This window comes from Erwinia sp. MYb375, from assembly GCF_037479175.1.
Classification (GTDB): Bacteria; Pseudomonadota; Gammaproteobacteria; order Enterobacterales; family Enterobacteriaceae; genus Erwinia; species Erwinia rhapontici.
This window is the reverse complement of record NZ_JBBGZS010000023.1, coordinates 886,781-909,121: the sequence shown is the minus strand read 5'-3', so window position 1 is coordinate 909,121 and position 22,341 is coordinate 886,781. Positions and strand designations below refer to the sequence as shown.

The window sequence follows — 22,341 nt, the reverse complement described above, 5'->3', positions numbered from 1 at the left end:
TTATTAAAATTCACTCAGCGTTTTGCTGAGAATCAAAATTAAAACAGCGTTAATTATCATTCAGGCCGAATCACTGGTCAGGGCATCTTGACGCCCATTTTTGATGCTAACCCCATCATTTAACGGTAAAACCCTCGCTTTAAATGCAGAGTGTTTAATGTGGTACGTTTTGGTCAGAGATGGCCTGTAGGAGTTTAAAGATGAACTTAACCCAAATTACCTGGTTCAGCACCTGGACATTCTCAGCATTGTTCTGGACCAGCGCGGTATGGATTGGAATGATGGTGCGTTAATCGCACTATTTAATCATCACCCGCGTAATAACAAATAACGCCTCGCTGGCCAGTACAGCGGGGCGTTTTTGTATTTTAATTTCAGTTTGTTTGAGCTGTTGTGAATTAGTGTTGTTATAAAATAGTTGCGATTTGCTTGTGCTATGTTTAAACAAACCTTGTGCTTACTAAGGTCATACTTTTATCTCCGCAGCAACGGCTCCGGTGACTTAAGGTCAATGTTAAAATAATACGCAATGGAGGAGCAATGTCGACGACCCTACGCCAACTCAGTCAGGATGTGCTGTCTGTCCATGAGCAACGCTACCAGTATTACAGTCTTCACCTGGCTGAGGCTGAACTGGGCGATATTTCACGCCTGCCGAAATCAATGAAAGTGTTGCTGGAAAACCTGCTGCGCTGGCAGGACGGTGACTCCGTGACCGCAGAGGACATCCATGCACTGGCCGGCTGGCTGAAAAATGCGCATGCTGACCGCGAAATTGCCTATCGCCCGGCACGTGTCCTGATGCAGGACTTTACCGGCGTGCCTGCTGTGGTTGATCTTGCCGCCATGCGTGAGGCGGTGAAACGGCTGGGCGGCGATGTTGCTCGGGTGAACCCATTGTCGCCTGTTGATCTGGTCATTGACCACTCGGTAACGGTTGACCACTTTGGTGATGACGATGCGTTTGAAGAAAACGTGCGTCTGGAAATGGAGCGTAACCATGAACGTTACGTCTTCCTGCGCTGGGGGCAGAAGGCCTTTAATCGTTTTAGCGTGGTGCCACCGGGGACCGGTATTTGTCACCAGGTTAATCTGGAGTACCTGGGTCAGGCTGTCTGGCATGAAGAACAGGATGGAAAAGAGGTGGCTTACCCCGATACGCTGGTGGGGACCGATTCACACACCACAATGATTAATGCGCTGGGCGTGCTGGGCTGGGGCGTTGGCGGGATTGAAGCGGAAGCCGCGATGCTGGGGCAGCCGGTGTCAATGCTGATCCCGGATGTGGTCGGGTTCAAACTGACCGGTAAGCTGAAAGCGGGTATCACCGCCACTGACCTGGTGCTGACCGTAACGCAGATGCTGCGTAAGCACGGCGTAGTGGGTAAATTTGTTGAATTCTACGGCGACGGGCTGGATGATTTGCCGCTGGCCGATCGTGCCACCATTGCCAATATGGCCCCGGAGTACGGTGCGACCTGCGGGTTCTTCCCGGTGGATGCCGTAACGCTGGGCTATATGAAACTGACCGGCCGGAGCACAGAGCAGGTGGCGCTGGTCGAGGCCTACAGTAAAGCGCAGGGATTATGGCGCAATACCGGTGATGAACCGGTCTTTACCAGCACGCTGGCGCTGGATATGGGGGAAGTCGAATCCAGCCTGGCCGGGCCGAAGCGCCCGCAGGACCGTGTCGCGCTGGGCGATGTCCCGGCGGCCTTCCGCGCCAGTAATGAACTGGAAGTGAATCACGCGCAGAAGGCCCACAAAGCCGTCAGTTATCTGGACAGTAAAACGCATCAACAGTATCAGCTGGATGACGGTGCGGTGGTGATTGCCGCGATTACCTCCTGTACCAATACCTCCAACCCCAGTGTATTAATGGCGGCGGGTCTGCTGGCGAAAAAAGCGGTAAACCTGGGTTTGGTTCCTAAACCCTGGGTAAAGGCGTCTCTCGCACCCGGTTCCAAAGTGGTGTCTGACTATCTTGCCGCTGCACGTCTGACGCCGTATCTCGATAAACTCGGTTTTAACCTGGTCGGTTATGGTTGCACGACGTGCATCGGTAACTCTGGCCCGCTGCCGGATGAGATCGAATCCGCGATCAAACAGGGCGATCTGACCGTCGGCGCGGTGCTGTCGGGAAACCGCAACTTCGAAGGGCGTATCCATCCTTATGTTAAGACCAACTGGCTGGCTTCGCCGCCGCTGGTCGTGGCCTATGCGCTGGCAGGCAATATGACCCTGAATCTGCAAACGGACCCACTCGGCGAAGATGCAGCAGGTCATCCGGTGTATCTCAAGGATATCTGGCCTTCGCCGGAAGAGATCGCCGAAGCCGTGCAGATGGTTTCTACCGATATGTTCCATAAAGAGTATGCCGAAGTCTTCGAGGGCACGCCGGAATGGCAGCAGATCAAGGTCAGTGAAGCCGCGACCTATGACTGGGACGGCAGCTCGACCTACATCCGCCTGTCGCCGTTCTTTGATGATATGGAAAGAGAGCCGAAGCCGGTTAAGGATATTCAGGGTGCACGCATTCTGGCCATGCTGGGTGATTCGGTGACCACAGACCATATCTCACCGGCCGGCAGTATTAAAGCTGACAGCCCGGCCGGACGTTACCTGCTGGAGCACGGCGTCGAGCGGACGGATTTCAACTCTTATGGCTCACGCCGTGGTAACCATGAAGTGATGATGCGCGGCACCTTTGCCAATATCCGTATTCGTAACGAAATGGTACCAGGCGTGGAAGGGGGGATGACGCGTTACATTCCTGGCGATGAGCAGATGGCGATCTATGATGCCGCCATGCGTTATCAGCAGGCTGGCATTCCGCTGGCGGTCATCGCCGGGAAAGAGTACGGCTCTGGCTCCAGCCGCGACTGGGCAGCGAAAGGCCCCCGTCTGCAAGGGGTTAGGGTGGTCATTGCCGAATCCTTTGAACGTATTCACCGCTCGAATCTTATTGGGATGGGGATCTTGCCGCTGGAGTTTCCGTCAGGCGTCACACGGAAAACGCTGGGGCTGACCGGGGATGAGCAGATTGATGTGCAGGATCTCAAGCAGTTAACACCGGGAGGGGGGGTGAAAGTGACGTTGACGCGCATTGATGGGCGTCAGGAAGTGCTGGAAGCGCGTTGCCGTATTGATACCGGCAATGAGCTGACGTACTACCAGAATGACGGCATCTTGCATTACGTGATCCGCAATATGTTGCAATAGCCCGCGCCGTGTTTCTCTGGCGACCTGCAAGCTGCCGGTCGCCAGAGTGCTAACCCGGAAGGGTTATTTGGATAGCAGATGGCCCATTTTCGCAGCTTTCGTATCCAGGTAATGCGCATTGCTAGGGTTTCTTCCCACAATCAGTGGTACACGCTCAACAATATTGATACCCGCTTCAGTGAGGATCTCAACCTTGCGCGGGTTATTGGTCAGCAGGCGGACTTCGTGGATACCCAGCAGTTTGAACATATCGGCGCAGAGGGTGAAGTCGCGCTCATCAGCCGCAAAACCTAACTGGTTATTGGCCTCAACCGTATCAAAGCCTTTGTCCTGCAGCGCATAGGCACGGATCTTGTTCAGCAGACCAATATTACGGCCTTCCTGACGGTGATACAGCAAAATTCCACGTCCCTGTTCAGCAATCTGCGTCAGGGCCGCTTCCAGCTGGAACCCGCAATCGCAACGCAGGCTGAACAGCGCATCGCCCGTCAAACACTCAGAATGGACGCGTGACAGCACAGGTTTGCTGTCGGAAATATCGCCGAACACCAGGGCGACATGATCGTGCCCGGTGGCGAGTTCTTCAAAACCAACCATGAGGAAATCCCCCCAAGGCGTGGGCAGATTGGCTTCTGCTACCCGTTTAAGCTGCATGTGACTCTCCAGAAACTTCAGGTGTTGCGCTATCATCAGATATCGCGTGTCAGTTGCCTGACACAAACAATTGTGCCTATTTTGCCACAACATATCGCGTGGCAGTTAACACGTTAGAGCGATTGTTGTAATAACGCAGAATTATCACTATAACAATCCTTATGTTATTATTTTTTAAGATAATCTTATAACAAACTCGTGAACATAACGGTTCGAAAGGAAGATAAATGGCAGAGATCCTCAAACGTACCACCCTGGGTATGCTGGTATTGTTGATGATGCCGGTCGGGGTGATGCTGTCAGGCTGGCACTGGCAGCCTGTATCAATGGGATGGGGGCACAAGCTGCTATTCTGGTTTACCGAAACGGTCACCAGCCCCTGGGGGACACTGACCAGTGCGATTCTTTGCGGCTGGTTCCTCTGGTGCCTGCGCTTTCGCTGGAAACCCGCGGTATTTCTGCTGGGGATCATTATTGCCACACTGCTCTCCGGGCAGTACACCAAAAGCCTGATTAAAGAACATGTACAGGAGCCGCGCCCCTATGTTCTGTGGCTGGAGAAAACGTACGGTATTAATGAGCAGCAATTCTATGACCAGAAACGCAAACAGCGCAGTGAGATGGTCAGCGCCGCCGTTGCGGAGAATAGCCAGTTACCTTACTGGCTAAAAAAACACTGGGCATTTGAAACCGGTTTTGCTTTCCCATCGGGGCATACCATGTTTGCCGCCAGCTGGGCGTTGCTCGGCGTGGGGCTGCTGTGGCCACGCAGGCGCTACGTCACTATCGTGTTGCTGATGAGCTGGGCGATAGCGGTAATGGGCAGCCGCCTGGTGCTGGGGATGCACTGGCCGCGTGATTTGGTTTTCGCTACGCTTATCAGCTGGTTATTAATTACCCTCGCAACCTGGCTGGCTCAGCGGTTCTGTGGGCCTCTAACGGTGCCTCCGCAGGAGCAGCAGGAGATCGCGCAGCGGGAAAATGAGGCCTCCTGATTGTAAAGACGGTATCCTGTCCCCATATCTTTTGTTCGGCTCTTTTATGGCTGCCCGCTGGCAGGACGTGCAGTGCAAAATGATGGGGCGGCCAATCGCACGTGACATCAATGCAAGCATCAGACCGATTTTTTTGGCATAATTCATCTGGTTAACACCAGGTTATGGGATGAACTGTGAAATATTTGCTGATTTTTTTAGTGGTCCTGGCGATTTTCGTCATTTCAGTCACGCTGGGCGCGCATAACGATCAGGTAGTGAAGTTTAACTATCTGCTGGCGCAGGGTGAGTTCCGTGTTTCAACGTTGCTGGCTTCACTGTTTGCCGCTGGATTTTTACTGGGCTGGGCGATTTGTGGGTTGTTCTGGTTACGTGTGCGGGTTTCACTGGCACATACGCAACGCAAACTTAAACGTCTTCAGCAGCAACTGGGGCAGACAGAGCCATCCGTGACAGTGTCACAGGCACCTGCCGTCAAGGAATAATCATTTATGTTAGAACTGCTGTTTCTGTTACTTCCCATTGCTGCCGCCTATGGCTGGTATATGGGGCGCAGAAGTGCGCAACAGGATAAGCAACAGGAAGCCAGCCGCCTGTCGCGTGACTATGTGACCGGGGTGAACTTCCTGCTCTCTAACCAGCAGGACAAAGCCGTCGACCTGTTTCTCGATATGTTAAAAGAGGACAGTGGCACGGTGGAAGCGCACCTGACACTGGGTAATCTGTTCCGCTCCCGCGGTGAAGTCGATCGCGCTATACGCATTCACCAGGCGCTGATGGAAAGCGCCTCCCTCACTTACGATCAGCGCCTGCTGGCGATCCAACAGCTGGGCCGCGACTATATGGCTGCGGGGTTCTACGATCGCGCTGAACAGATGTTCGGTCAGCTGGTGGACGAAACGGATTTCCGCATCAGCGCTTTGCAGCAACTGCTGATTATCCACCAGGCTACCAGTGACTGGCCGAATGCCATTGAAGTGGCTGAACGTCTGGTTAAGCAGGGCAAAGATCGCCTGAAGATGGAAATCGCGCATTTCTATTGTGAACTGGCGTTGCAGGCTATCAGCAGTGATGATCTCGATCGTGCCATGAATCTGCTCAAGAAAGGGGAGTCAGCCGACCGCAACAGTGCCCGCGTCTCCATTATGATGGGCCGCATCCATATGGCGAAGAATGAGTTTGCCAAAGCCGTGGTGCATTTGCAGCGGGTGATCGAACAGGATAAAGAGCTGGTCAGTGAAACGCTTGAGATGCTGGAAGGCTGTTATGAACATCTTAATCAGCCTCAGGCCTGGTCCGAATACCTTAAACGCTGCGTGGAAGAAAATACCGGTGCCGCAGCCGAACTCTACCTGGCGGGGATCCTTGACCGTGAAGAGGGCGCTGAGGTGGCGCAAACTTATATAACCCGCCAGCTTCAGCGCCATCCGACGATGCGTGTTTTCCATCGGCTGATGGATTTCAATTTGCAGGAAGCCGAGGATGGCCGCGCGAAAGATAGCCTGATGGTGCTGCGCGATATGGTTGGCGAGCAGATCCGCACCAAACCCCGCTATCGGTGCCACAAGTGCGGCTTTACGGCCCATGCGCTTTACTGGCATTGCCCGTCGTGCCGAGCCTGGTCTTCTGTTAAACCTATTCGTGGCCTCGACGGCCAGTAATACGTGGGCGTTACGGCTTACTTTATCCCACATTAGTTACAACATACTAGTGAATCGGAATAAAGAACGATGCCAGCAGCACCGCGTTCTTTATTTTCTACAGGATAAAAGGCGAAAAGGCATAGCCAGGGAGGTTGGCTATGCCGGGGTTGTGCAGGCCACGTGTGTATTACGCGGTCAACACATTGTCACAAGGTTCACCTTTCTCCAGACGACGCAAATTTTCCAGTGTGGTCTCAGAAATACTGGTCAGGGCTTCCGCGGTGAGGAAAGCCTGGTGGCCGGTGAACAGGACGTTATGGCAGGCTGATAAACGACGGAACACATCATCCTGGATCACGTCGTTAGATTTATCCTCAAAGAACAAATCACGTTCGTTTTCGTAAACATCCATGCCCAGTGCGCCGATTTTTTGCTGCTTCAGCGCCTCAATGGCTGCCTGGGAGTCAATCAGGGCGCCCCGGCTGGTGTTGATCACCATGACGCCATCTTTCATCTGTGCAAACGCACTGCTGTTCAGCAGGTGATGATTATCCGCCGTCAGCGGGCAGTGCAGGGTGATGACATCGGACTGGCTAAACAGCGTTTTAATATCGACATATTCCGCACCCAGTTCCAGTGCCTGCGGGCTTGGATAAGGGTCGAACGCCAGCAGGCGCATACCGAAGCCTTTCAGAATACGCATCGCGGCGATACCAATTTTCCCGGTGCCGATCACCCCGGCGGTACGTCCGTGCATGTTGAAACCAATCAGCCCTTCGAGGGAGAAGTTCGCATCACGCGTACGCTGGTAGGCGCGATGAATACGGCGGTTCAGGGTCATCATCATGCCGACCGCATGTTCAGCCACCGCTTCCGGAGAGTAGGCAGGAACACGTACCACCTGAATACCCAGTTCACGCGCCGCGTCGAGATCAACGTTATTGAAACCGGCGCAGCGCAGCGCAACACACTTCACGCCCAGTTCTGCCAGCTCCTCTAACACCTTGCGGCTGCCGTCATCGTTGACGAAAATGCAAACGGCATCGCAGCCCACGGCGTTTTTCGCCGTACGTTCACTCAACAGAAAGTCGAAAAACTCCAGTTCAAAACCAAAGTCCTCATTAACCTGTGTGAGGTATTTCCGGTCATACTGCTTGGTGCTATATACCGCAAGTTTCATCGCCTTTTCCTTTCGCCATGCGTCAGTGATAAAGCAGTGTAACAATAATTTATCCCAACGCGGGAGAGGACCGCTGTTTAGCTGGTGTTAAAAGCAGCGAATCGATTGATTACAGGCGAAAAACTTCACCCTTCAGGGATTCCATGCCATCATTCAGGGATAATCACGGAATGAACAGGATGTCACCGCCATGAACCGGGGCTGGAAAATAGCGCTTGCTGTGCTGATGGCAGTTATCCTGCTGCTGACCGGCATACTCCTTACTGTTACCCAATGGCTGCCTCGGCTGGCCGGCCTCTGGCTGCCCGCAAAAACCTCCGTCGTCCTTGACGGTAACCCCGGCTGGCATCAGGGTGCGTTACGCCTGCCGGGCGTGCATTATCGGGTGGGAGACTGCGAACTGGCGAGTGTGAAAGGCGTGGCGCTCAGTTACCACCAGAGCCGCTGGCAACTGATGGTCGATGACGCCACCGTGGATACTTCATGCGCAGCTAACCTTGCCAGTGCCGACAATAACAATGCACCGCGTACGTTGGCAGAATGGCAACAGATGCTTCCCGCCGCCAACGTCACTCTCCGACAACTCACGATTACGCCCTGGCAGAACTGGGCCGGGCAGCTTCAGCTTAATCTCGATCCTCAACGTCAGCACCTGCACTATCAGGGAAAAAACCTGTCACTGGCTGCCGAACTCAACGGACAGCAGCTGACGCTGACATCATTGAACATTCAGGCACCTGGCGTGCCGAAGCCCGTGAGCCTGAGTGGCACGCTGACGTTACCGCGCATCCCTGACTCCTTACCTGAAGGCGGTGCATTACAGGGCGATCTGGCGCTGGATAGTGTGCCTGAACCGCTGCATCTGCGCCTTGACTGGCAGCAGCAGGTCGGCACGTTGGTCGTGACCGCGAAGGATCAAAAACAACCGCTGTTAACGCTGCCCTGGAACATCACGCGTGAGAACATCGTGGTGCAACAGGGGCAGTGGAACTGGCCCTGGGCGGTCCAGCCCCTTTCTGGTGGTTTCGCGCTGACGGCAAAAGGCTGGCAGCAGGGTTTACCTGCCACGGAACTGAACGGCCGCTTTAATATGGTGACCGAGGGACGTGGTGGGAAAGGTAACGTGGTATTAACGCTGGGGCCGGGAAATCTGGACTGGCTGAACAGCCAGCTACCGTTCCGGCTGACAGGAGAAACCAAACTCGACAGCCTGCAATTTTTTGCCGGGTTGCCGGGAGAGTTACGTGGACCGCTGCTCGATCCACAGATAGTGATGCGGCCGGGTGCATTACTGCGTATGAAAGGGCGGTTGCTCTCCACCCTGGAAGTGGATGAAACACGCTGGCCGCTGGCGGGCGTCTCGCTTTCTTCCGCCGGTATTGATGGGCGCCTACAGGCGATCCTCAGCGCTCATGACCGTGAAATGGGGCGGTTTCGTCTGCATCTGGACGGACGGGCCACTGACTTCTGGCCGGACAAAGGCACGTGGTTATGGCGTTACTGGGGTGATGGTTATCTGGCCCCGCTGAACGCAAAATGGGATGTCAAAGGTCAGGGACGCTGGCAGGATCGGTTGATTGAATTAACCTCGCTGTCGACCGGGTTTGATCATCTTGCCTATGGCAGCGTCACGATGGATGCCCCACGATTAACGCTGGACCAGCCTGTTCGCTGGCAACGTGACCCGGAGTCACCCTCATTCAACGGGCAATTAAGCCTGAACGCCAGGGAGACGCACTTCAGTAGTGGCGGCTATTTGCCCCCATCGACCCTGACACTGACTGTCAATGGGCGCGACCCGGAGGCATTTCTTTATAAGGGGAGTTTGCAGGCGAAGAAAATTGGCCCGGTTCAGGTACGGGGCCGCTGGGATGGCGAGCGTCTGCGTGGCCAGATGTGGTGGCCGGAACAGCCATTAAACGTGTTTCAGCCGCTGATCAGTCCGGAGCTGAAACTGGCGATTCAGGGGGGCATGTTAAAAGCTCAGGTCGCTTTCTCTGCGGCCAGCGATCAGGGGCTGAAAGCCGGTGGTCACTGGCTGGTGAGCAATGGCAGCGTGCTACTGCCGGATAATGAATTTGAAGGTATCGACTTCTCGCTACCGTTCCGCCTGGAATCCCATCGCTGGTATTTCGGCGCTCACGGGCCCGTATCATTACGGATAAAAAAGATTAACAACCAGTTTGCGATGCACAATGTCACGGCCGATCTTCAGGGCTGGTATCCCTGGAGTGACAGGCAGCCGCTCACCCTGAGTAACGTGAACCTTGAGCTGCTGGGCGGGCAGTTGAGTATGGCCAGCTTGCAGATGCCACAAACGGAGGCAGCCACGATCCATGTCACGCATCTGAGCTTGTCCGAACTGGTCACCACCATGAAGCTTAAACAGCTGGCGATGTCGGGCTACATTAACGGTGCGCTACCGTTGTGGCTGAATAACTCACACTGGCTGGTGAAAGAGGGCTGGATTGCGAACAGTGGGCCGCTCACTGTTCGCATGGATAAAGACATGGCCGATGCCATCAGTCGTAATAATTTTGCCGCCGGGGCGGCCATCGACTGGCTGCGTTATATGGAAATTTCCCGCAGCTGGGCCACGATCGATCTCGATAATTTAGGCGTGATGAACATGACCGCTAAAGTGGATGGCACCAGCCGTTTCAGCAACAAAAACCAGCGTGTATCGCTGAATTACAGCCAGCAGGAAAATCTGTTCCAACTGTGGCGCAGCCTGCGCTTTGGCGATAACCTGCAATCTTGGGTGGAACAGAATGCCACCTTGCCGTCGCAAAAGGAAAACAGTGATGAAACCCCTCATTAGCCTTTGGATAACGGGTGGAACGATGCTGCTTTGCGGATGTATCCCGCGCATTGAAGTGGCCGCCCCGAAAGAGCCGATCACCATTAATATGAATGTCAAAATCGAACATGAAATTCATATCAAGGTGGATAAGGACGTGGAAGCGTTATTAAAAACCCAGAGTGGTCTGTTCTGAGGACGGGCATATGAAACGACTTAACTGCGGTATATTGCTGGGCTGTTTGCTGCTGTCACCTGCTGTGATGGCACTGACGCTGGATGAAGCCCGCCAACAGGGTCGTGTGGGTGAAACGCTGAATGGCTATATTGCGGCGGTTCAGCAGGATGCGGAAACCCTGACGCTGGTTAAACAGATTAACGAGGGTCGTACACGTCAATATCAGTTGCTGGCACAGCAAAATAATATGACCACGCGCGACGTTGCCAGTATTGCGGGTTCCAAACTGGTTGAGAGAGCGAAATCAGGGGAATATGTACGCGGAATAAATGGTCAGTGGCTGAAGAAGTAGCGGTGGCACCGACACAGTGCCACCGCGCAGGTTGAGGAGGGTTAGCTCAACCTGTTTTTCGGATAATCAGGCCGTCACGATCTGAGAAATCACCGCTTTCGCATCGCTGGCGGCTTTCGCTGCCACTTCAGGACCGTAACCGATACCTTCCGCAAACACGAACTGCACGTCAGTCAGACCCAGGAAGCCAAGGAACAGGGTCAGGTAAGGGGTCAGCAGGTCGCTTGGGGTGTCTTTATGGATACCACCACGGCTTGACAGAACCACGACTTTTTTGCCTTTGATCAGGCCTTCAGGACCCTGTTCGGTGTAACGGAACGTTACGCCAGCACGGGCCACCAGGTCAAAGTAGTTCTTCAGCTGAGTAGGGATATTGAAGTTGTACATTGGCGCCGTGATCACGATGGTGTCATGGGCCTGCAGTTCAGCAATCAGTTCGTTGGACAGGTCCAGCGCTTCCTGCTGACGTGGGGTCAGGGCGGCATCGGATGGACGCAGTGCGCCAACCAGCTCACCGTCCAGTACCGGGATTGGGTTAGCAGCCAGATCGCGTTCGGTCACTTCATCACCAGGGTGGGCCGCTTTCCATTCGGAAACCAGGTGGTCTGCCAGCTGGCCAGACTGTGAATAACCGGCAAGAATACTTGATTTCAGGACTAATACTTTGCTCATGGTTCTTTTTTCCTGTTTTGTCACGCGGATCACATACCGCTCAATAAGGAACACTTTACGGATAAATTGCCGACAGTGTAAGTGCGAGTTTTCGATAGCAATGTTCGAAAATCTTGAATAAGACGCGCCGGGCAATTAAAACCCTAAGTGCTTGTCTGTGTTACACTACGCAAAATTCTTATCCCCTGTTTAATCCATGTCGCCCGATGTCGCGGCGACAAAGCGAGCTTTACTACCATGTCTGATACGCCACAATCTGCCCTGACGCCGCTCTATTCGCGGCTGGATTCGCTGATGCTGCGTGACCGCCAGCGTCTGCAGCGCCGCCTTCAGGGGGCAAAAAAAATTAAAAATCCAACGGCGCTGAATGCGCTGATTGAGGAGCTGAGTGGCGATATTGCGGCCGCAGAGTCGCGGGTCAGTGCACGTCTTGCCGCCAGGCCGACTATCCGCTACCCGGAAAATTTACCGGTCAGCCAGAAGAAACAGGGTATTGCTGACGCGATCCGCGATCACCAGGTGGTGATTGTGGCGGGGGAAACCGGATCAGGTAAAACCACGCAGTTGCCGAAGATTTGCATGGAGCTGGGTCGTGGTATTCGTGGGCTGATTGGTCACACTCAGCCGCGCCGTCTGGCAGCGCGTACCGTTGCCGATCGTATCGCCGCCGAACTGGAAACCTCGCTGGGTGGCTGTGTGGGTTACAAGGTGCGATTCAACGATCAGGTTGGCGATACCACGCAGGTCAAGCTGATGACCGACGGCATCTTGCTGGCTGAAATTCAGCAGGATCGCCTGCTGATGCAGTACGACACTATCATCATCGATGAAGCGCACGAACGTAGCCTGAATATCGATTTTCTGTTGGGCTATCTGCGCGAATTGCTGCCAAAACGCCCTGACCTTAAAGTGATCATCACATCGGCGACCATCGACCCGCAGCGTTTTTCCCGACATTTCCATAACGCGCCCGTGATTGAAGTTTCCGGCCGTACCTACCCGGTGGAAGTACGCTACCGCCCGGTGGTGGAAGATGCTGACGATACTGACCGCGATCAGCTTCAGGCTATTTTTGATGCGGTGGATGAACTGGGCAGAGAGAGTCGTGGGGATATACTGATTTTAATGAGCGGCGAACGCGAAATTAGCGACACGGCTGATGCCCTGATGAAACGCGATCTGCCGCACACTGAGGTGTTACCGCTCTACGCGCGTTTGTCGAATGCAGAACAGAACCGCGTGTTCCAGTCCCACGTTGGACGGCGCATAGTGCTGGCCACTAACGTAGCCGAAACGTCACTGACGGTGCCGGGCATTAAATATGTGATTGACCCGGGTACGGCGCGTATTAGCCGCTATAGCTTCCGTACTAAAGTGCAGCGCCTGCCGATTGAGCCGATATCACAGGCGTCAGCCAATCAGCGTAAAGGGCGTTGCGGGCGCGTATCCGAAGGGATCTGTATTCGTCTGTATGATGAAAATGATTTCCTCAGCCGTCCGGCATTCACCGACCCGGAAATTCTGCGTACCAACCTGGCCTCCGTCATCCTGCAAATGACTGCGCTGGGGCTGGGTGATATTGCCGCCTTCCCGTTTGTGGAAGCCCCCGACCAGCGCAATATTCAGGACGGTGTGCGCCTGCTGGAAGAGCTGGGTGCGATCACTCTGAATGAGAGCCAGCACTATCAGCTGACGACGTCGGGTCGTGCGCTGGCCCAACTCCCGGTTGACCCGCGTCTGGCAAAAATGGTGCTGGAAGCCCAGAAATATGGCTGCGTGCGTGAAGTGATGATCATTACCGCCGCACTGTCGATTCAGGACCCGCGTGAACGTCCGGCCGAGAAAAAGCAGGCATCAGACGAAAAGCACCAGCGATTTGCCGATAAAGACTCTGATTTCATCGCCTTTGTTAACCTGTGGAACTACGTGCAGGAGCAGCAGAAAGCGCTGTCTTCCAGTCATTTCCGTCGTCAGTGTAAAACGGACTACCTGAACTACCTGCGGGTGCGCGAATGGCAGGATATCTACACGCAGCTGCGTCAGGTGGTGCGTGAACTGGGGCTGCCGGTGAACAGCGTTCCGGCCGAAATTCGCGAGATTCATACCGCATTGCTCACCGGATTACTGTCACATATTGGCCAGAAAGACGCCGACAAACAGGAGTTTACCGGCGCGCGTAATGCGCGTTTCGCCATTTTCCCTGGTTCTGGCCTGTTTAAGAAGCCGCCGAAGTGGACGATGGTGGCCGAACTGGTAGAAACCAGCCGCCTGTGGGGGCGCATTGCTGCCCGTATTGAGCCGGAGTGGATAGAGCCGGTGGCACAGCATCTGCTCAAACGCAGCTACAGTGAACCGCACTGGGAAAAAGGCCAGGGCGCGGTGATGGCCAATGAAAAAGTGACGCTTTACGGGCTGCCGATTGTCGCGGCGCGCAAGGTGAATTACGGCCAGATTGATCCGGTGCTGTCGCGTGAGCTGTTTATCCGTCATGCGCTGGTCGAAGGCGACTGGCAAACGCGCCATGCGTTCTTCAAGGCCAACCTCAAGCTGCGCACGGAAGTGGAAGAGCTGGAGCACAAATCCCGCCGCCGCGACATTCTGGTTGACGACGAAACGCTGTTTGATTTTTATGACCAGCGCATCAGCCACGAGGTGGTCTCTGCCCGGCATTTTGACAGCTGGTGGCGAACCGTCAGTCGCGAAGAGCCGGACCGCCTTAATTTTGCCCGCGAGATGTTGATCAAGCAGGGCGCGGAGAACGTCAGTAAGCTCGACTATCCGAACTTCTGGCATCAGGGCAACCTGAAGCTGCGTCTGAGCTATCAGTTTGAACCGGGTGCCGACGCGGATGGGGTCACGGTTTATGTTCCGCTGCCGTTGCTCAATCAGGTGGAAGAGCGGGGCTTTGAGTGGCAGATCCCGGGCGTGCGCCGGGAACTGGTGATTGCGCTGATCAAATCACTGCCTAAACCGCTGCGTCGTAACTTTGTCCCGGCCCCGAACTACGCTGAAGCATTTCTCGGACGAGCCACGCCGCTGGAGCTGCCGCTGCTGGAGTCGCTGGAGCGTGAGTTCCGCCGTATGTCGGGCGTCACGCTGGATCGCGAAGCCTGGCAATGGGAACAGGTGCCCGATCATCTTAAAATTACCTTCCGCATTATCGACGAAAATAACCACAAGCTGGCCGAAGGCAAAGATCTCTCTGCGCTGAAACTGCAACTCAAAGGTAAGGTTCAGGAAACGCTGTCTAAAGTGGCCGATGACGGACTGGAACAGAGTGGGCTGCATATCTGGAGCTTTGGCGATCTGCCGGACCATTTCGAGCAGAAGCGCGGCAATTACAGTGTGAAAGCCTGGCCTGCGCTGGTGGATGAGAAAGACAGCGTGGCGATCCGCCTGTTTGACTCTCAGCATGAACAGCACAAAGCGATGTGGCGCGGGCAGCGGCGTTTACTGCTGCTGAATATTCCCTCACCGATTAAGTATCTGCACGAAAAATTACCGAATAAAGCCAAACTGGGGCTGTATTTTAACCCTTACGGTAAGGTGCTGGATTTGATTGACGACTGTATTGCCTGCGGTGTCGATAAACTGATCGCTGAGTCGGGTGGCCCAAGCTGGCAGGAACAGGGATACGCTAAGCTGCATGACAAAGTGCGCGCTGAGCTGAACGACACGGTGGTGGTAATAGCCAAAAAGGTCGAGCAGATCCTGACCTCGGTATTCAATATCAATAAACGCCTGAAAGGGCGCGTCGATATCACGATGGCGCTGGCGCTATCGGATATCAAAGCGCAAATGAGTGGCCTGGTGTATCGCGGCTTCGTGACGGGTAACGGCTGGAAGCGGCTGGCAGATACCTTACGTTATTTACAGGCGATTGAGCGCCGTATGGAGAAGCTGGCGGTCGATCCGCACAGCGATCGTGCGCGTATGCTCAAGGTGGAATCTGTTCAGCAGGCATGGACACAGTGGTTCAACAAGCTGCCGCCGGAACGTAAAGATGATGAGGAAGTGCAGGATATCCGCTGGATGATTGAAGAGCTGCGTGTCAGCTTCTTTGCTCAACAGTTAGGGACGCCTTTCCCCATCTCGGAAAAACGTATCTTACAGGCAATGGAGCAGGTGACGTTGTAACGAAGAGTTGGGGAATAATACCCTGCCAGCCGGTTCAGGCTGGCAGGGACAACGTTATAAATCGCTATTGCTCTCCTGTTGCGAAGCGATACGTTGCATACCACCGCGATATTTTTCCACCAGCGCAGCGGCAATGGCCTCGGTTTCTGCATCGGCGATGCCGCTGTAATCAGACGGACGAAAGTGCATCTGAAACACCGCAATCACCTGCCGGGTAGTGGCATCCATGACCCCCGTCTGCGGGATTGAATAACCATAACGCGCCAGATAAGCCTGAATTTTACCTGGTGAGCCGGTATCACTGGGTGCGCGGCCCGCCAGAAACTGCTGTACGGTGGTGCTATCCGGCCAGGCACCGATACCCTCATCGGCTAACTGTTTCCACGGGAAGAGTGGGCCCGGGTCAACTTTTCGTGTGGGGGCCACATCGCTGTGACCGAGCACGTTATCCGGCGTAATATCATAGCGTTTGATGATATCGCTGGCGAGACGGGCAAGCAGTTTGATTTGCCTGGCATCCCACGCATACCATTCCCGCTCCATCAATTTCTGTTCATAGCCCAGATTCACATTTTCGATGCCAATAGCGCTGTCATTCAGGTTCGTGCGACCATTCCAGGCGCTGACACCCGCATGCCACGCGCGCTTATCTTCGGCAACCAATTGATAAACCGTATTTTTTCTCAGTAACGGGTTGTTGGCGGATGGCACGAGGTAATGTGCGCTGACATTACCCTGGGTGAGCAGACGCATTGAGTCAGTATCATTTGCCGCGGTGTAATGGAGGATCAGAAATCGCACGCGCTCATTCTGGCTTTGAGAAGGGTGTTGGGTGTTAACCAGATAACCCGTCCGTTGGATCGGATTACCTGATTGCGGGGGATTTTGGGTTTTGGTGCAGCCCACGATGGACAACATCAGGGCCATCAACACTATTTTTTTCATACCTCATCCTTGAACACTGAAAAGTCAGTGGCATTATCGACGAGGGACTTAAATGGAAATATCCACTAAATAGCGATAAAAACGGCGATGCCACGCCGGCGCATTTTTTACCGTGCCAGCTTTACTGTGCCAGTGCTTCCAGGCTGTCACGAAATGCGGTCACAGCAATGGCCCGGTTATCCGCCAGATAGCGATCTTTGGGCGCCGGTGCCGAACTCTGCACCGCGATCAGTTGCCAGTTACCATCAACCTTTAACAATAACGGTGAACCGCTGTCACCTGGTAGCGTATCACACTGATGTGACAGCACGTTTTTTTGCGCCCAACCGGTGATCAGGCAGTCGTTGTGAGAGTAGAGCGTATCGAGATGGTCTTCCGGATAACCCGCCTGAGTGACGCGGCGCCCCGTCATTTTTAACGCGGCAGTAAGATCTTTGCGCGAACCGGAAAACAATGGAAGAGGGACAATCCCGGAAGGGGGATTGCGCAGAATAATCAAGCCAAAATCATAAGGTGCAGCGGACGCCGGGACAATCCAGCCATCACCATCAGCTTTCAGTTTTTTCCCCAGGGCCGGATCCACACGGGCTTCAATATCGTGGATCTCATAACGCCAGCGGCCGTTATCACTGGAGATAAAGCGCAGGGCAACGGCTTTATCGGGTTTTCCCGGTGGGGCAAGGAGGCAGTGTCCGGCGGTCAACGCCAGATGAGGAGCAATCAGCGTGGCGCTGCACAGGTTGCCGCTTTCAGTTTCCAGCTGGCCAATGGCTTCCCAGGGCGCAGAAGCGGTCTCGCTGACGGGCTGGCGGTCATCTTTACCAAAAAACAGTGTTTGCGTGTCGGCGTCGCTCCGCTCGGGATCTTCAGCATGGGTGTAACAGGACACGGCAAGGAAACCTATCAATAACACAGCGGTCAGACGCATATTTTTCTCAGGCTGGAAAAACGTTGATATCAGTGATTATGCTAGTGCAGTAACTATAGACGGATAGTGCTGGAAAAGGGAGATTAATTTGGAATATCAGCACGCTACAGCAACCCTGATTACAGGTAGAAGCTGGCGGCCACCAGGCCACATAAGATCATCACAGCCAGAATGATTTCGAATAAATAGCGACGAACCATCATCCGAAACTCCTTAAAGAAACACCCGGCAGAACCGGGTGTTTGAGTGAACTAATGTACGTGAGGTATGACACCCCGGCCGTCAGTCATTACGCTTTAGGAGCGGCTTTCTTCACTGCTTTGTGGTGTTTTTTAGCAGCCTGGGCTTTCTGAGCAACAGGTTTGGTTGCTGCTTTATGGTGCTTTTTAGCCGCCTGAGCTTTCTGGGCAGCAGGTTTGGTTGCTGCTTTGTGATGCTTTTTAGCTGCCTGGGCTTTCTGAGCTACAGGTTTGGTTGCTGCTTTGTGGTGTTTTTTGGCAGCCTGAGCTTTCTGAGCTACAGGTTTTTTAGCCGCTTTGTGGTGCTTTTTAGCGGCCTGAGCTTTCTGTGCAGCCGCTTTTTTCGCTTTGTGATGTTTTTTAGCGGCCTGGGCTTTCTGAACAGCCGCTTTCTTATGTTTTTTCACATGTTTAACAGACGCTTTCACTGGTGCTGGAGCAGCGGTGGTGTTGGTAGCAGCAACAGTCGGTGCAGCGGTGGTTGCTGGAGCAGCCGTTGTTTCAGCCGCGAAAGCAACAGAAGACAGACCCATTGTAGCAGCGACAACCAGAGCAAATAATTTTTTCATTGCAAAACCCTCAAGGTGTTTTTAGTTCAGGTGTCAGCCCACTCTGGGGCCGGTGAAAAGACTATAAGGGAATCAGTGAGGGCTTTCCGTGAGTGATTGGTATCGGCGTGTAACCGATTGTACAAGAGGGGCGATACGCAGAAAAAGGTCGAGGCATGCCTCGACCAGGGGTAGAAACGCGCAGGGGTCAGGCATGCCTCGACCAGGTGTAGAAACGTGTAGGGGTCAGGCATGCCTCGGCCAGGGGCCGGAACGTGTAGGGGTCAGGCACGCCTGACCCACAGGCAGGTTACTTCAAATAACGGCTTTCCAGGTGCTGACGGAAATAGTGTGGATTCAGATCTTCCCCGGTGGCATTTTCAATCAACTGGCGGGTACTGAAGCGGCTGCCATGTTGCCAGATATTCTGCTGTAACCAGTCAAACACCGGCTGCAGGTCACCCTGACGGATCTGCTCATCAACCTGCGGGATTGCGCGCTTCACGGCCTGGAACAGCTGTGCGGCATACATCGCGCCCAGTGTGTACGTTGGGAAGTAACCGAATGCACCATCTGTCCAGTGAATATCCTGCATACAACCGTCACGGTAATTGCCACGCGTATCCAGGCCCAGCCAGGCCAGCATTTTCTCGTCCCACAGCGCCGGAATATCCTCGACTTCAATCTCGCCGCTAATGAGCGCACGTTCAATTTCATAGCGCAGAATAATGTGTGCCGGATAGCTGACCTCATCGGCATCCACGCGGATCAACCCAGGCTTCACACGCTGGTTCAGAGCAATAAAGTTCGCTTCATTGAGTTCCGGGCGGTCACCCAGCAGCAACTGTACCTGCGGGCGGATCAGGCTGAGGAATTCAGGGCTGCGGCCGAGCTGCTTTTCAAAGAACAGGCTTTGCGATTCGTGAATGGCGGTGGAACGCGCCAGCGCCACGGGTTGATTGGCCCACTGTTTAGGCAGATTTTGCTCGTAGCGCGCGTGTCCGGTTTCATGGATAACCCCCATCATGGCGCTGATAAACTCGGCTTCGTTATAGCGCGTGGTGATACGGACATCTTCCGGAACGCCACCACAGAAGGGGTGTGCGCTGATATCAAGGCGCCCGGCGTTAAAATCAAAGCCCAACTGCTGCATAATCGCCAGGCCCAGCTGTTGCTGTGATGCCTGGGGGAAAGGGCCTTCAGGGCGATCGACAATTTCGCCTGCCTGCTGTTCAACGATCTGCTGTAACAGATTCGGCAGCCACTGCTTCAGGTCACCAAAGGTTTTATCCAGTTTGGCGCTGGTCATGCCGGGTTCGAACACGTCCAGCAGGGCATCGTAACGCGATTGGCCACTGGCCTGAGCGCGAATTTCAGCCTCCTCACGGCTCAGCTTTACCACTTCTTTCAGATTGGCGGAAAACCCGGTCCAGTCATTTGCCGGTCGCTGCTGACGCCAGGCATGTTCACAGCGTGACCCCACGATAGACTTGGCTTCAACCAGAGATGCCGGCAGTAACGACGCCTGCTGCCAGGCGCGCTGCATTTCAGCCAGGTTGGCCTGTGCCACATCATCCAGATCTTCCTGCTGTGCCTGTTGCAGCCAGACGCCCACCTCTTTCGCGGTGAGGATTTCATGGCGCAGGACGCTCAGCTCTGCCAGCGCTTCACCGCGCGCACGGCTGCCGCCAGCAGGCATCATGGTCATCATATCCCAGCCAGCAATGGCCGACAGATGGCCGAAGCGGGAAAGGCGCTGGAAGGTACGTGTCAGGTGTGCATAGGAAGAAGACATAGATTTCCTTATTGAGAGATTAAGAGTGCAGAGCGGGGGTCACCGGCCAGCAAAAACGTACGCTGGCGCCCCCAAGCGGACTGCTGTCGATAATGACATAGCCGCCAAAAGCCTGGGCGATCGAGTGGACAATGGCCAGGCCAAGTCCACAGCCTCCGGTCGCGCGGTCGCGGCTGGGATCAAGGCGTACAAAGGGTTCGAAGACCCGCTGACGTTCGTCCAGTGGGATCCCCGGACCGTCATCCTCAACCTGCAAGAACGCCATATCGCCATCAAACCACAGGCCGACCCGCAGACGCTGCTCGGCGTAACGCAGGGCATTATTCACCAGATTATCAAGCACGCGTTCCATCAGACGGGTATCCGCAACGCCAATATTCTCGCGCTGCGGTGTATCCAGCGCAATATCAAACGCCGGCTTCACCGAACGGATATCCTCCAGCCGCTCGTGCAGCCAGAGGGCCAGATCGAGCGTTTGCAGATTCAGGTTAACCTGCGGACGGTCCAGGCGGGCATAGGTTAACAGTTCTTCGATCAGTGACTCCAGCTGGCCGATATCGCGATTAAGCGCCGCAGACTCGGCTTCCGTCAGGTTATCACTCATTTCCAGGCGGTAACGCAGGCGAACCAGCGGGGTGCGTAATTCATGCGCGATGCCGTCAATCAGCTGTTTCTTACTGGTGACCAGTGTATTGATATTATCGGCCATCTGGTTAAATGCCACGCCAAGGCGCAGCAGGCTGGAGGTGCTGTCAAAATGAATACGTTCCTCAAGGTGGCCCTGACCAAAGCGTTGCGCAGCATTCTCCAGTTTTAACATGTCCTGCCAGTGCGGTCGCATCCAGATAAACACGGGCAACGCCAGTGAAATACCGATAAACGCCAGCAGTGCGATATCCAGAATGCGCATCTCATGCAGGTAAAACAGATAGGGGATCGGGCCGACGGCCAGTACATAGTGGCTGCGCGGAATATGCTGTAAGAAGGTGTATTCATCGTCCAGCGCCACGATCTCACCCGAACGCAGGCGGCGCAGCGTCCCGGGGTCGAGCTGGTATTTGCTCATTGGCTCAATATGCAGCTTAAATGACAAATTGAGGTCGAGGTTGTCGATGGTTTTGTTCCAGTCGCGTGGGGGGATCTCCCTCAGCTCGCTGCGCATCAGGTACAGCGAGCTTTTCATCAGATCGTCCATCGACTGTCGCCCGGCGCGCTCGGCGGTAAATTTGTACACCAGCCCGACCAGCATTGCCATCACCAGGAAACAGACAAACAGCAGCAGGTAAAACTGGATAAACAGTTTTTTCATTGTGCATCCCAGGCGTGCGGCGCAAACAGATAGCCCTTATTGCGGATGGTTTTAATCCGGTAAGGCTCGGTGGCGCTGTCCAGCAGCTTCTTACGCAGGCGGGAAATCGCCACATCTATACTGCGGTCCATGCCGTCATAACTGACGCCGCGCAGCGTTTTTAGCAGCGCATCACGATTAAGAATGGTGCCTGCATGGGTTGCCAGCTCCCAGAGCAGGTCGAAATCGGCGGTGGAGAGGGCGACAATCTCATCGGAAAGCGTGACCTGGCGGTTAATCGGATCGATGCTTAAGGTGCCAAAACGCAGGGCTTTCTGACCCGCAATGCCAGGGGCTATCTCTTCATGCTGGCTGCTGATCCCGGCCTGGCGCAGATGCAGCCGCAGGCGGGCAAGCAGCACTGCAGGCGGCGTGGTCTTGAGGATATAGTCGTTTGCACCCATCTCCAGCGACAGAATATGATTCATATCACTGTCCAGCGACGTCAGCAGCACGATAGGGCCTGACCAACTGTGACGCGTACGCAAATCGCGGCACAGTGTCATGCCATCTTTGCCAGGCAGCATAATGTCCAGCATCACCAGGTCAGGATTCGCGGCAGCGATCGTCTCTTCCGCACGATCGCCGCGGCTTTCTACAATAACGTCAATGTCATGCCGGCCGAGGTAGGCAGCAATCAGTTCACCAACATCTTTATCATCTTCGACAAATACAATTTTGTTCATAGGGCCGGGTATCAGGCTA

Annotated in this window: 17 protein-coding genes; 8 read left to right on the top strand and 9 right to left on the bottom strand. The window is 54.5% G+C overall.

Annotated features, from left to right (window positions below):
• Positions 1-540 precede the first annotated feature (540 nt).
• Positions 541-3,222 (top strand): aconitate hydratase AcnA, encoded by a 2,682-nt coding sequence (gene acnA, locus WH279_RS17135; RefSeq protein ID WP_339457841.1) that lies wholly within the window; start codon positions 541-543, stop codon positions 3,220-3,222.
• A gap of 63 nt (positions 3,223-3,285) precedes the next feature.
• On the opposite strand, the gene ribA is transcribed toward acnA, so the two are convergent.
• The gene (ribA, locus tag WH279_RS17130; protein WP_200642483.1) at positions 3,286-3,876 is read right to left on the bottom strand and encodes a GTP cyclohydrolase II; all 591 of its coding nucleotides are present in this window, start codon (positions 3,874-3,876) and stop codon (positions 3,286-3,288) included.
• Positions 3,877-4,103: 227 nt separating this feature from the next.
• Here ribA and pgpB point away from each other — a divergent pair, with 227 nt between their 5' ends.
• The 3 genes from pgpB (at position 4,104) to lapB (ending at position 6,532) form a co-directional block, all read left to right on the top strand.
• Positions 4,104-4,871 carry a phosphatidylglycerophosphatase B gene (gene pgpB, locus WH279_RS17125; RefSeq protein ID WP_339457840.1) on the top strand — a complete coding sequence of 256 codons (768 nt, stop codon included), beginning with the start codon at positions 4,104-4,106 and terminating at the stop codon, positions 4,869-4,871.
• A 176-nt stretch (positions 4,872-5,047) separates the two neighbouring features.
• Entirely contained in the window at positions 5,048-5,356 is a 309-nt protein-coding gene (locus WH279_RS17120; RefSeq protein ID WP_200642485.1) for a LapA family protein, read from the top strand.
• Positions 5,357-5,362: 6 nt separating this feature from the next.
• Entirely contained in the window at positions 5,363-6,532 is a 1,170-nt protein-coding gene (gene lapB, locus WH279_RS17115) for a lipopolysaccharide assembly protein LapB (protein ID WP_133841916.1), read from the top strand.
• A gap of 169 nt (positions 6,533-6,701) precedes the next feature.
• On the opposite strand, the gene WH279_RS17110 is transcribed toward lapB, so the two are convergent.
• Entirely contained in the window at positions 6,702-7,694 is a 993-nt protein-coding gene (locus tag WH279_RS17110; RefSeq protein WP_200642486.1) for a 2-hydroxyacid dehydrogenase, read from the bottom strand.
• A gap of 190 nt (positions 7,695-7,884) precedes the next feature.
• On the opposite strand from WH279_RS17110, the gene WH279_RS17105 reads away from it, so the two are divergent.
• Genes WH279_RS17105 through WH279_RS17095 form a run of 3 tightly spaced genes read left to right on the top strand, consistent with a single transcriptional unit; the run spans position 7,885 to position 11,024 of the window.
• On the top strand, positions 7,885-10,515 hold the full coding sequence (locus WH279_RS17105; RefSeq protein ID WP_339457839.1) for a YdbH family protein: 2,631 nt from the start codon (positions 7,885-7,887) through the stop codon (positions 10,513-10,515).
• Positions 10,499-10,690, top strand: coding sequence for a YnbE family lipoprotein (locus WH279_RS17100; RefSeq protein ID WP_200642488.1), 192 nt, complete (start codon positions 10,499-10,501; stop codon positions 10,688-10,690). Before WH279_RS17105 ends, WH279_RS17100 begins: the two co-directional genes overlap by 17 nt.
• Before the next feature lie 10 nt (positions 10,691-10,700).
• Entirely contained in the window at positions 10,701-11,024 is a 324-nt protein-coding gene (locus WH279_RS17095) for a YdbL family protein (protein WP_133841920.1), read from the top strand.
• 66 nt (positions 11,025-11,090) lie between these two features.
• Here the strand turns inward: WH279_RS17095 and WH279_RS17090 are convergent, their stop codons facing one another.
• Positions 11,091-11,696: an FMN-dependent NADH-azoreductase gene (locus tag WH279_RS17090; RefSeq protein ID WP_133841921.1), complete on the bottom strand. Its 606-nt coding sequence runs from the start codon at positions 11,694-11,696 to the stop codon at positions 11,091-11,093.
• Between the two features lie 237 nt (positions 11,697-11,933).
• Here WH279_RS17090 and hrpA point away from each other — a divergent pair, with 237 nt between their 5' ends.
• Positions 11,934-15,833, top strand: a complete 3,900-nt coding sequence (gene hrpA, locus WH279_RS17085; protein ID WP_339457838.1) for an ATP-dependent RNA helicase HrpA — start codon at positions 11,934-11,936, stop codon at positions 15,831-15,833.
• A gap of 54 nt (positions 15,834-15,887) precedes the next feature.
• On the opposite strand, the gene WH279_RS17080 is transcribed toward hrpA, so the two are convergent.
• The 6 genes from WH279_RS17080 to rstA form a co-directional block, all read right to left on the bottom strand.
• Positions 15,888-16,778, bottom strand: a complete 891-nt coding sequence (locus WH279_RS17080; RefSeq protein ID WP_339457837.1) for an N-acetylmuramoyl-L-alanine amidase — start codon at positions 16,776-16,778, stop codon at positions 15,888-15,890.
• Positions 16,779-16,899: 121 nt separating this feature from the next.
• Positions 16,900-17,706: a trypsin-like serine peptidase gene (locus WH279_RS17075; RefSeq protein WP_339457836.1), complete on the bottom strand. Its 807-nt coding sequence runs from the start codon at positions 17,704-17,706 to the stop codon at positions 16,900-16,902.
• Positions 17,707-17,995: 289 nt separating this feature from the next.
• Positions 17,996-18,514, bottom strand: a complete 519-nt coding sequence (gene asr / locus WH279_RS17070) for an acid resistance repetitive basic protein Asr (protein ID WP_339457835.1) — start codon at positions 18,512-18,514, stop codon at positions 17,996-17,998.
• Positions 18,515-18,803: 289 nt separating this feature from the next.
• The gene (locus WH279_RS17065) at positions 18,804-20,288 is read right to left on the bottom strand and encodes a carboxypeptidase M32 (protein WP_200642493.1); all 1,485 of its coding nucleotides are present in this window, start codon (positions 20,286-20,288) and stop codon (positions 18,804-18,806) included.
• A gap of 19 nt (positions 20,289-20,307) precedes the next feature.
• Entirely contained in the window at positions 20,308-21,597 is a 1,290-nt protein-coding gene (rstB, locus tag WH279_RS17060; protein WP_200642494.1) for a two-component system sensor histidine kinase RstB, read from the bottom strand.
• On the bottom strand, positions 21,594-22,322 hold the full coding sequence (gene rstA, locus WH279_RS17055) for a two-component system response regulator RstA (protein ID WP_200642495.1): 729 nt from the start codon (positions 22,320-22,322) through the stop codon (positions 21,594-21,596). Before rstA ends, rstB begins: the two co-directional genes overlap by 4 nt.
• Between the last annotated feature and the right edge of the window lie 19 nt (positions 22,323-22,341).

Excerpts from the sequence above, each read along its gene's own strand:
- WH279_RS17110 (WP_200642486.1), bottom strand. The coding sequence starts at position 7,694 with ATGAAACTTGCGGTATATAGCACCAAGCAGTATGACCGGAAATACCTC.
- ribA (WP_200642483.1), bottom strand. The coding sequence starts at position 3,876 with ATGCAGCTTAAACGGGTAGCAGAAGCCAATCTGCCCACGCCTTGGGGG.
- acnA (WP_339457841.1), top strand. The coding sequence starts at position 541 with ATGTCGACGACCCTACGCCAACTCAGTCAGGATGTGCTGTCTGTCCAT.
- lapB (WP_133841916.1), top strand. The coding sequence starts at position 5,363 with ATGTTAGAACTGCTGTTTCTGTTACTTCCCATTGCTGCCGCCTATGGC.
- pgpB (WP_339457840.1), top strand. The coding sequence starts at position 4,104 with ATGGCAGAGATCCTCAAACGTACCACCCTGGGTATGCTGGTATTGTTG.
- WH279_RS17080 (WP_339457837.1), bottom strand. The coding sequence starts at position 16,778 with ATGAAAAAAATAGTGTTGATGGCCCTGATGTTGTCCATCGTGGGCTGC.
- WH279_RS17065 (WP_200642493.1), bottom strand. The coding sequence starts at position 20,288 with ATGTCTTCTTCCTATGCACACCTGACACGTACCTTCCAGCGCCTTTCC.
- WH279_RS17100 (WP_200642488.1), top strand. The coding sequence starts at position 10,499 with ATGAAACCCCTCATTAGCCTTTGGATAACGGGTGGAACGATGCTGCTT.
- asr (WP_339457835.1), bottom strand. The coding sequence starts at position 18,514 with ATGAAAAAATTATTTGCTCTGGTTGTCGCTGCTACAATGGGTCTGTCT.
- hrpA (WP_339457838.1), top strand. The coding sequence starts at position 11,934 with ATGTCTGATACGCCACAATCTGCCCTGACGCCGCTCTATTCGCGGCTG.
- WH279_RS17105 (WP_339457839.1), top strand. The coding sequence starts at position 7,885 with ATGAACCGGGGCTGGAAAATAGCGCTTGCTGTGCTGATGGCAGTTATC.
- WH279_RS17095 (WP_133841920.1), top strand. The coding sequence starts at position 10,701 with ATGAAACGACTTAACTGCGGTATATTGCTGGGCTGTTTGCTGCTGTCA.
- rstB (WP_200642494.1), bottom strand. The coding sequence starts at position 21,597 with ATGAAAAAACTGTTTATCCAGTTTTACCTGCTGCTGTTTGTCTGTTTC.
- WH279_RS17075 (WP_339457836.1), bottom strand. The coding sequence starts at position 17,706 with ATGCGTCTGACCGCTGTGTTATTGATAGGTTTCCTTGCCGTGTCCTGT.
- rstA (WP_200642495.1), bottom strand. The coding sequence starts at position 22,322 with ATGAACAAAATTGTATTTGTCGAAGATGATAAAGATGTTGGTGAACTG.
- WH279_RS17090 (WP_133841921.1), bottom strand. The coding sequence starts at position 11,696 with ATGAGCAAAGTATTAGTCCTGAAATCAAGTATTCTTGCCGGTTATTCA.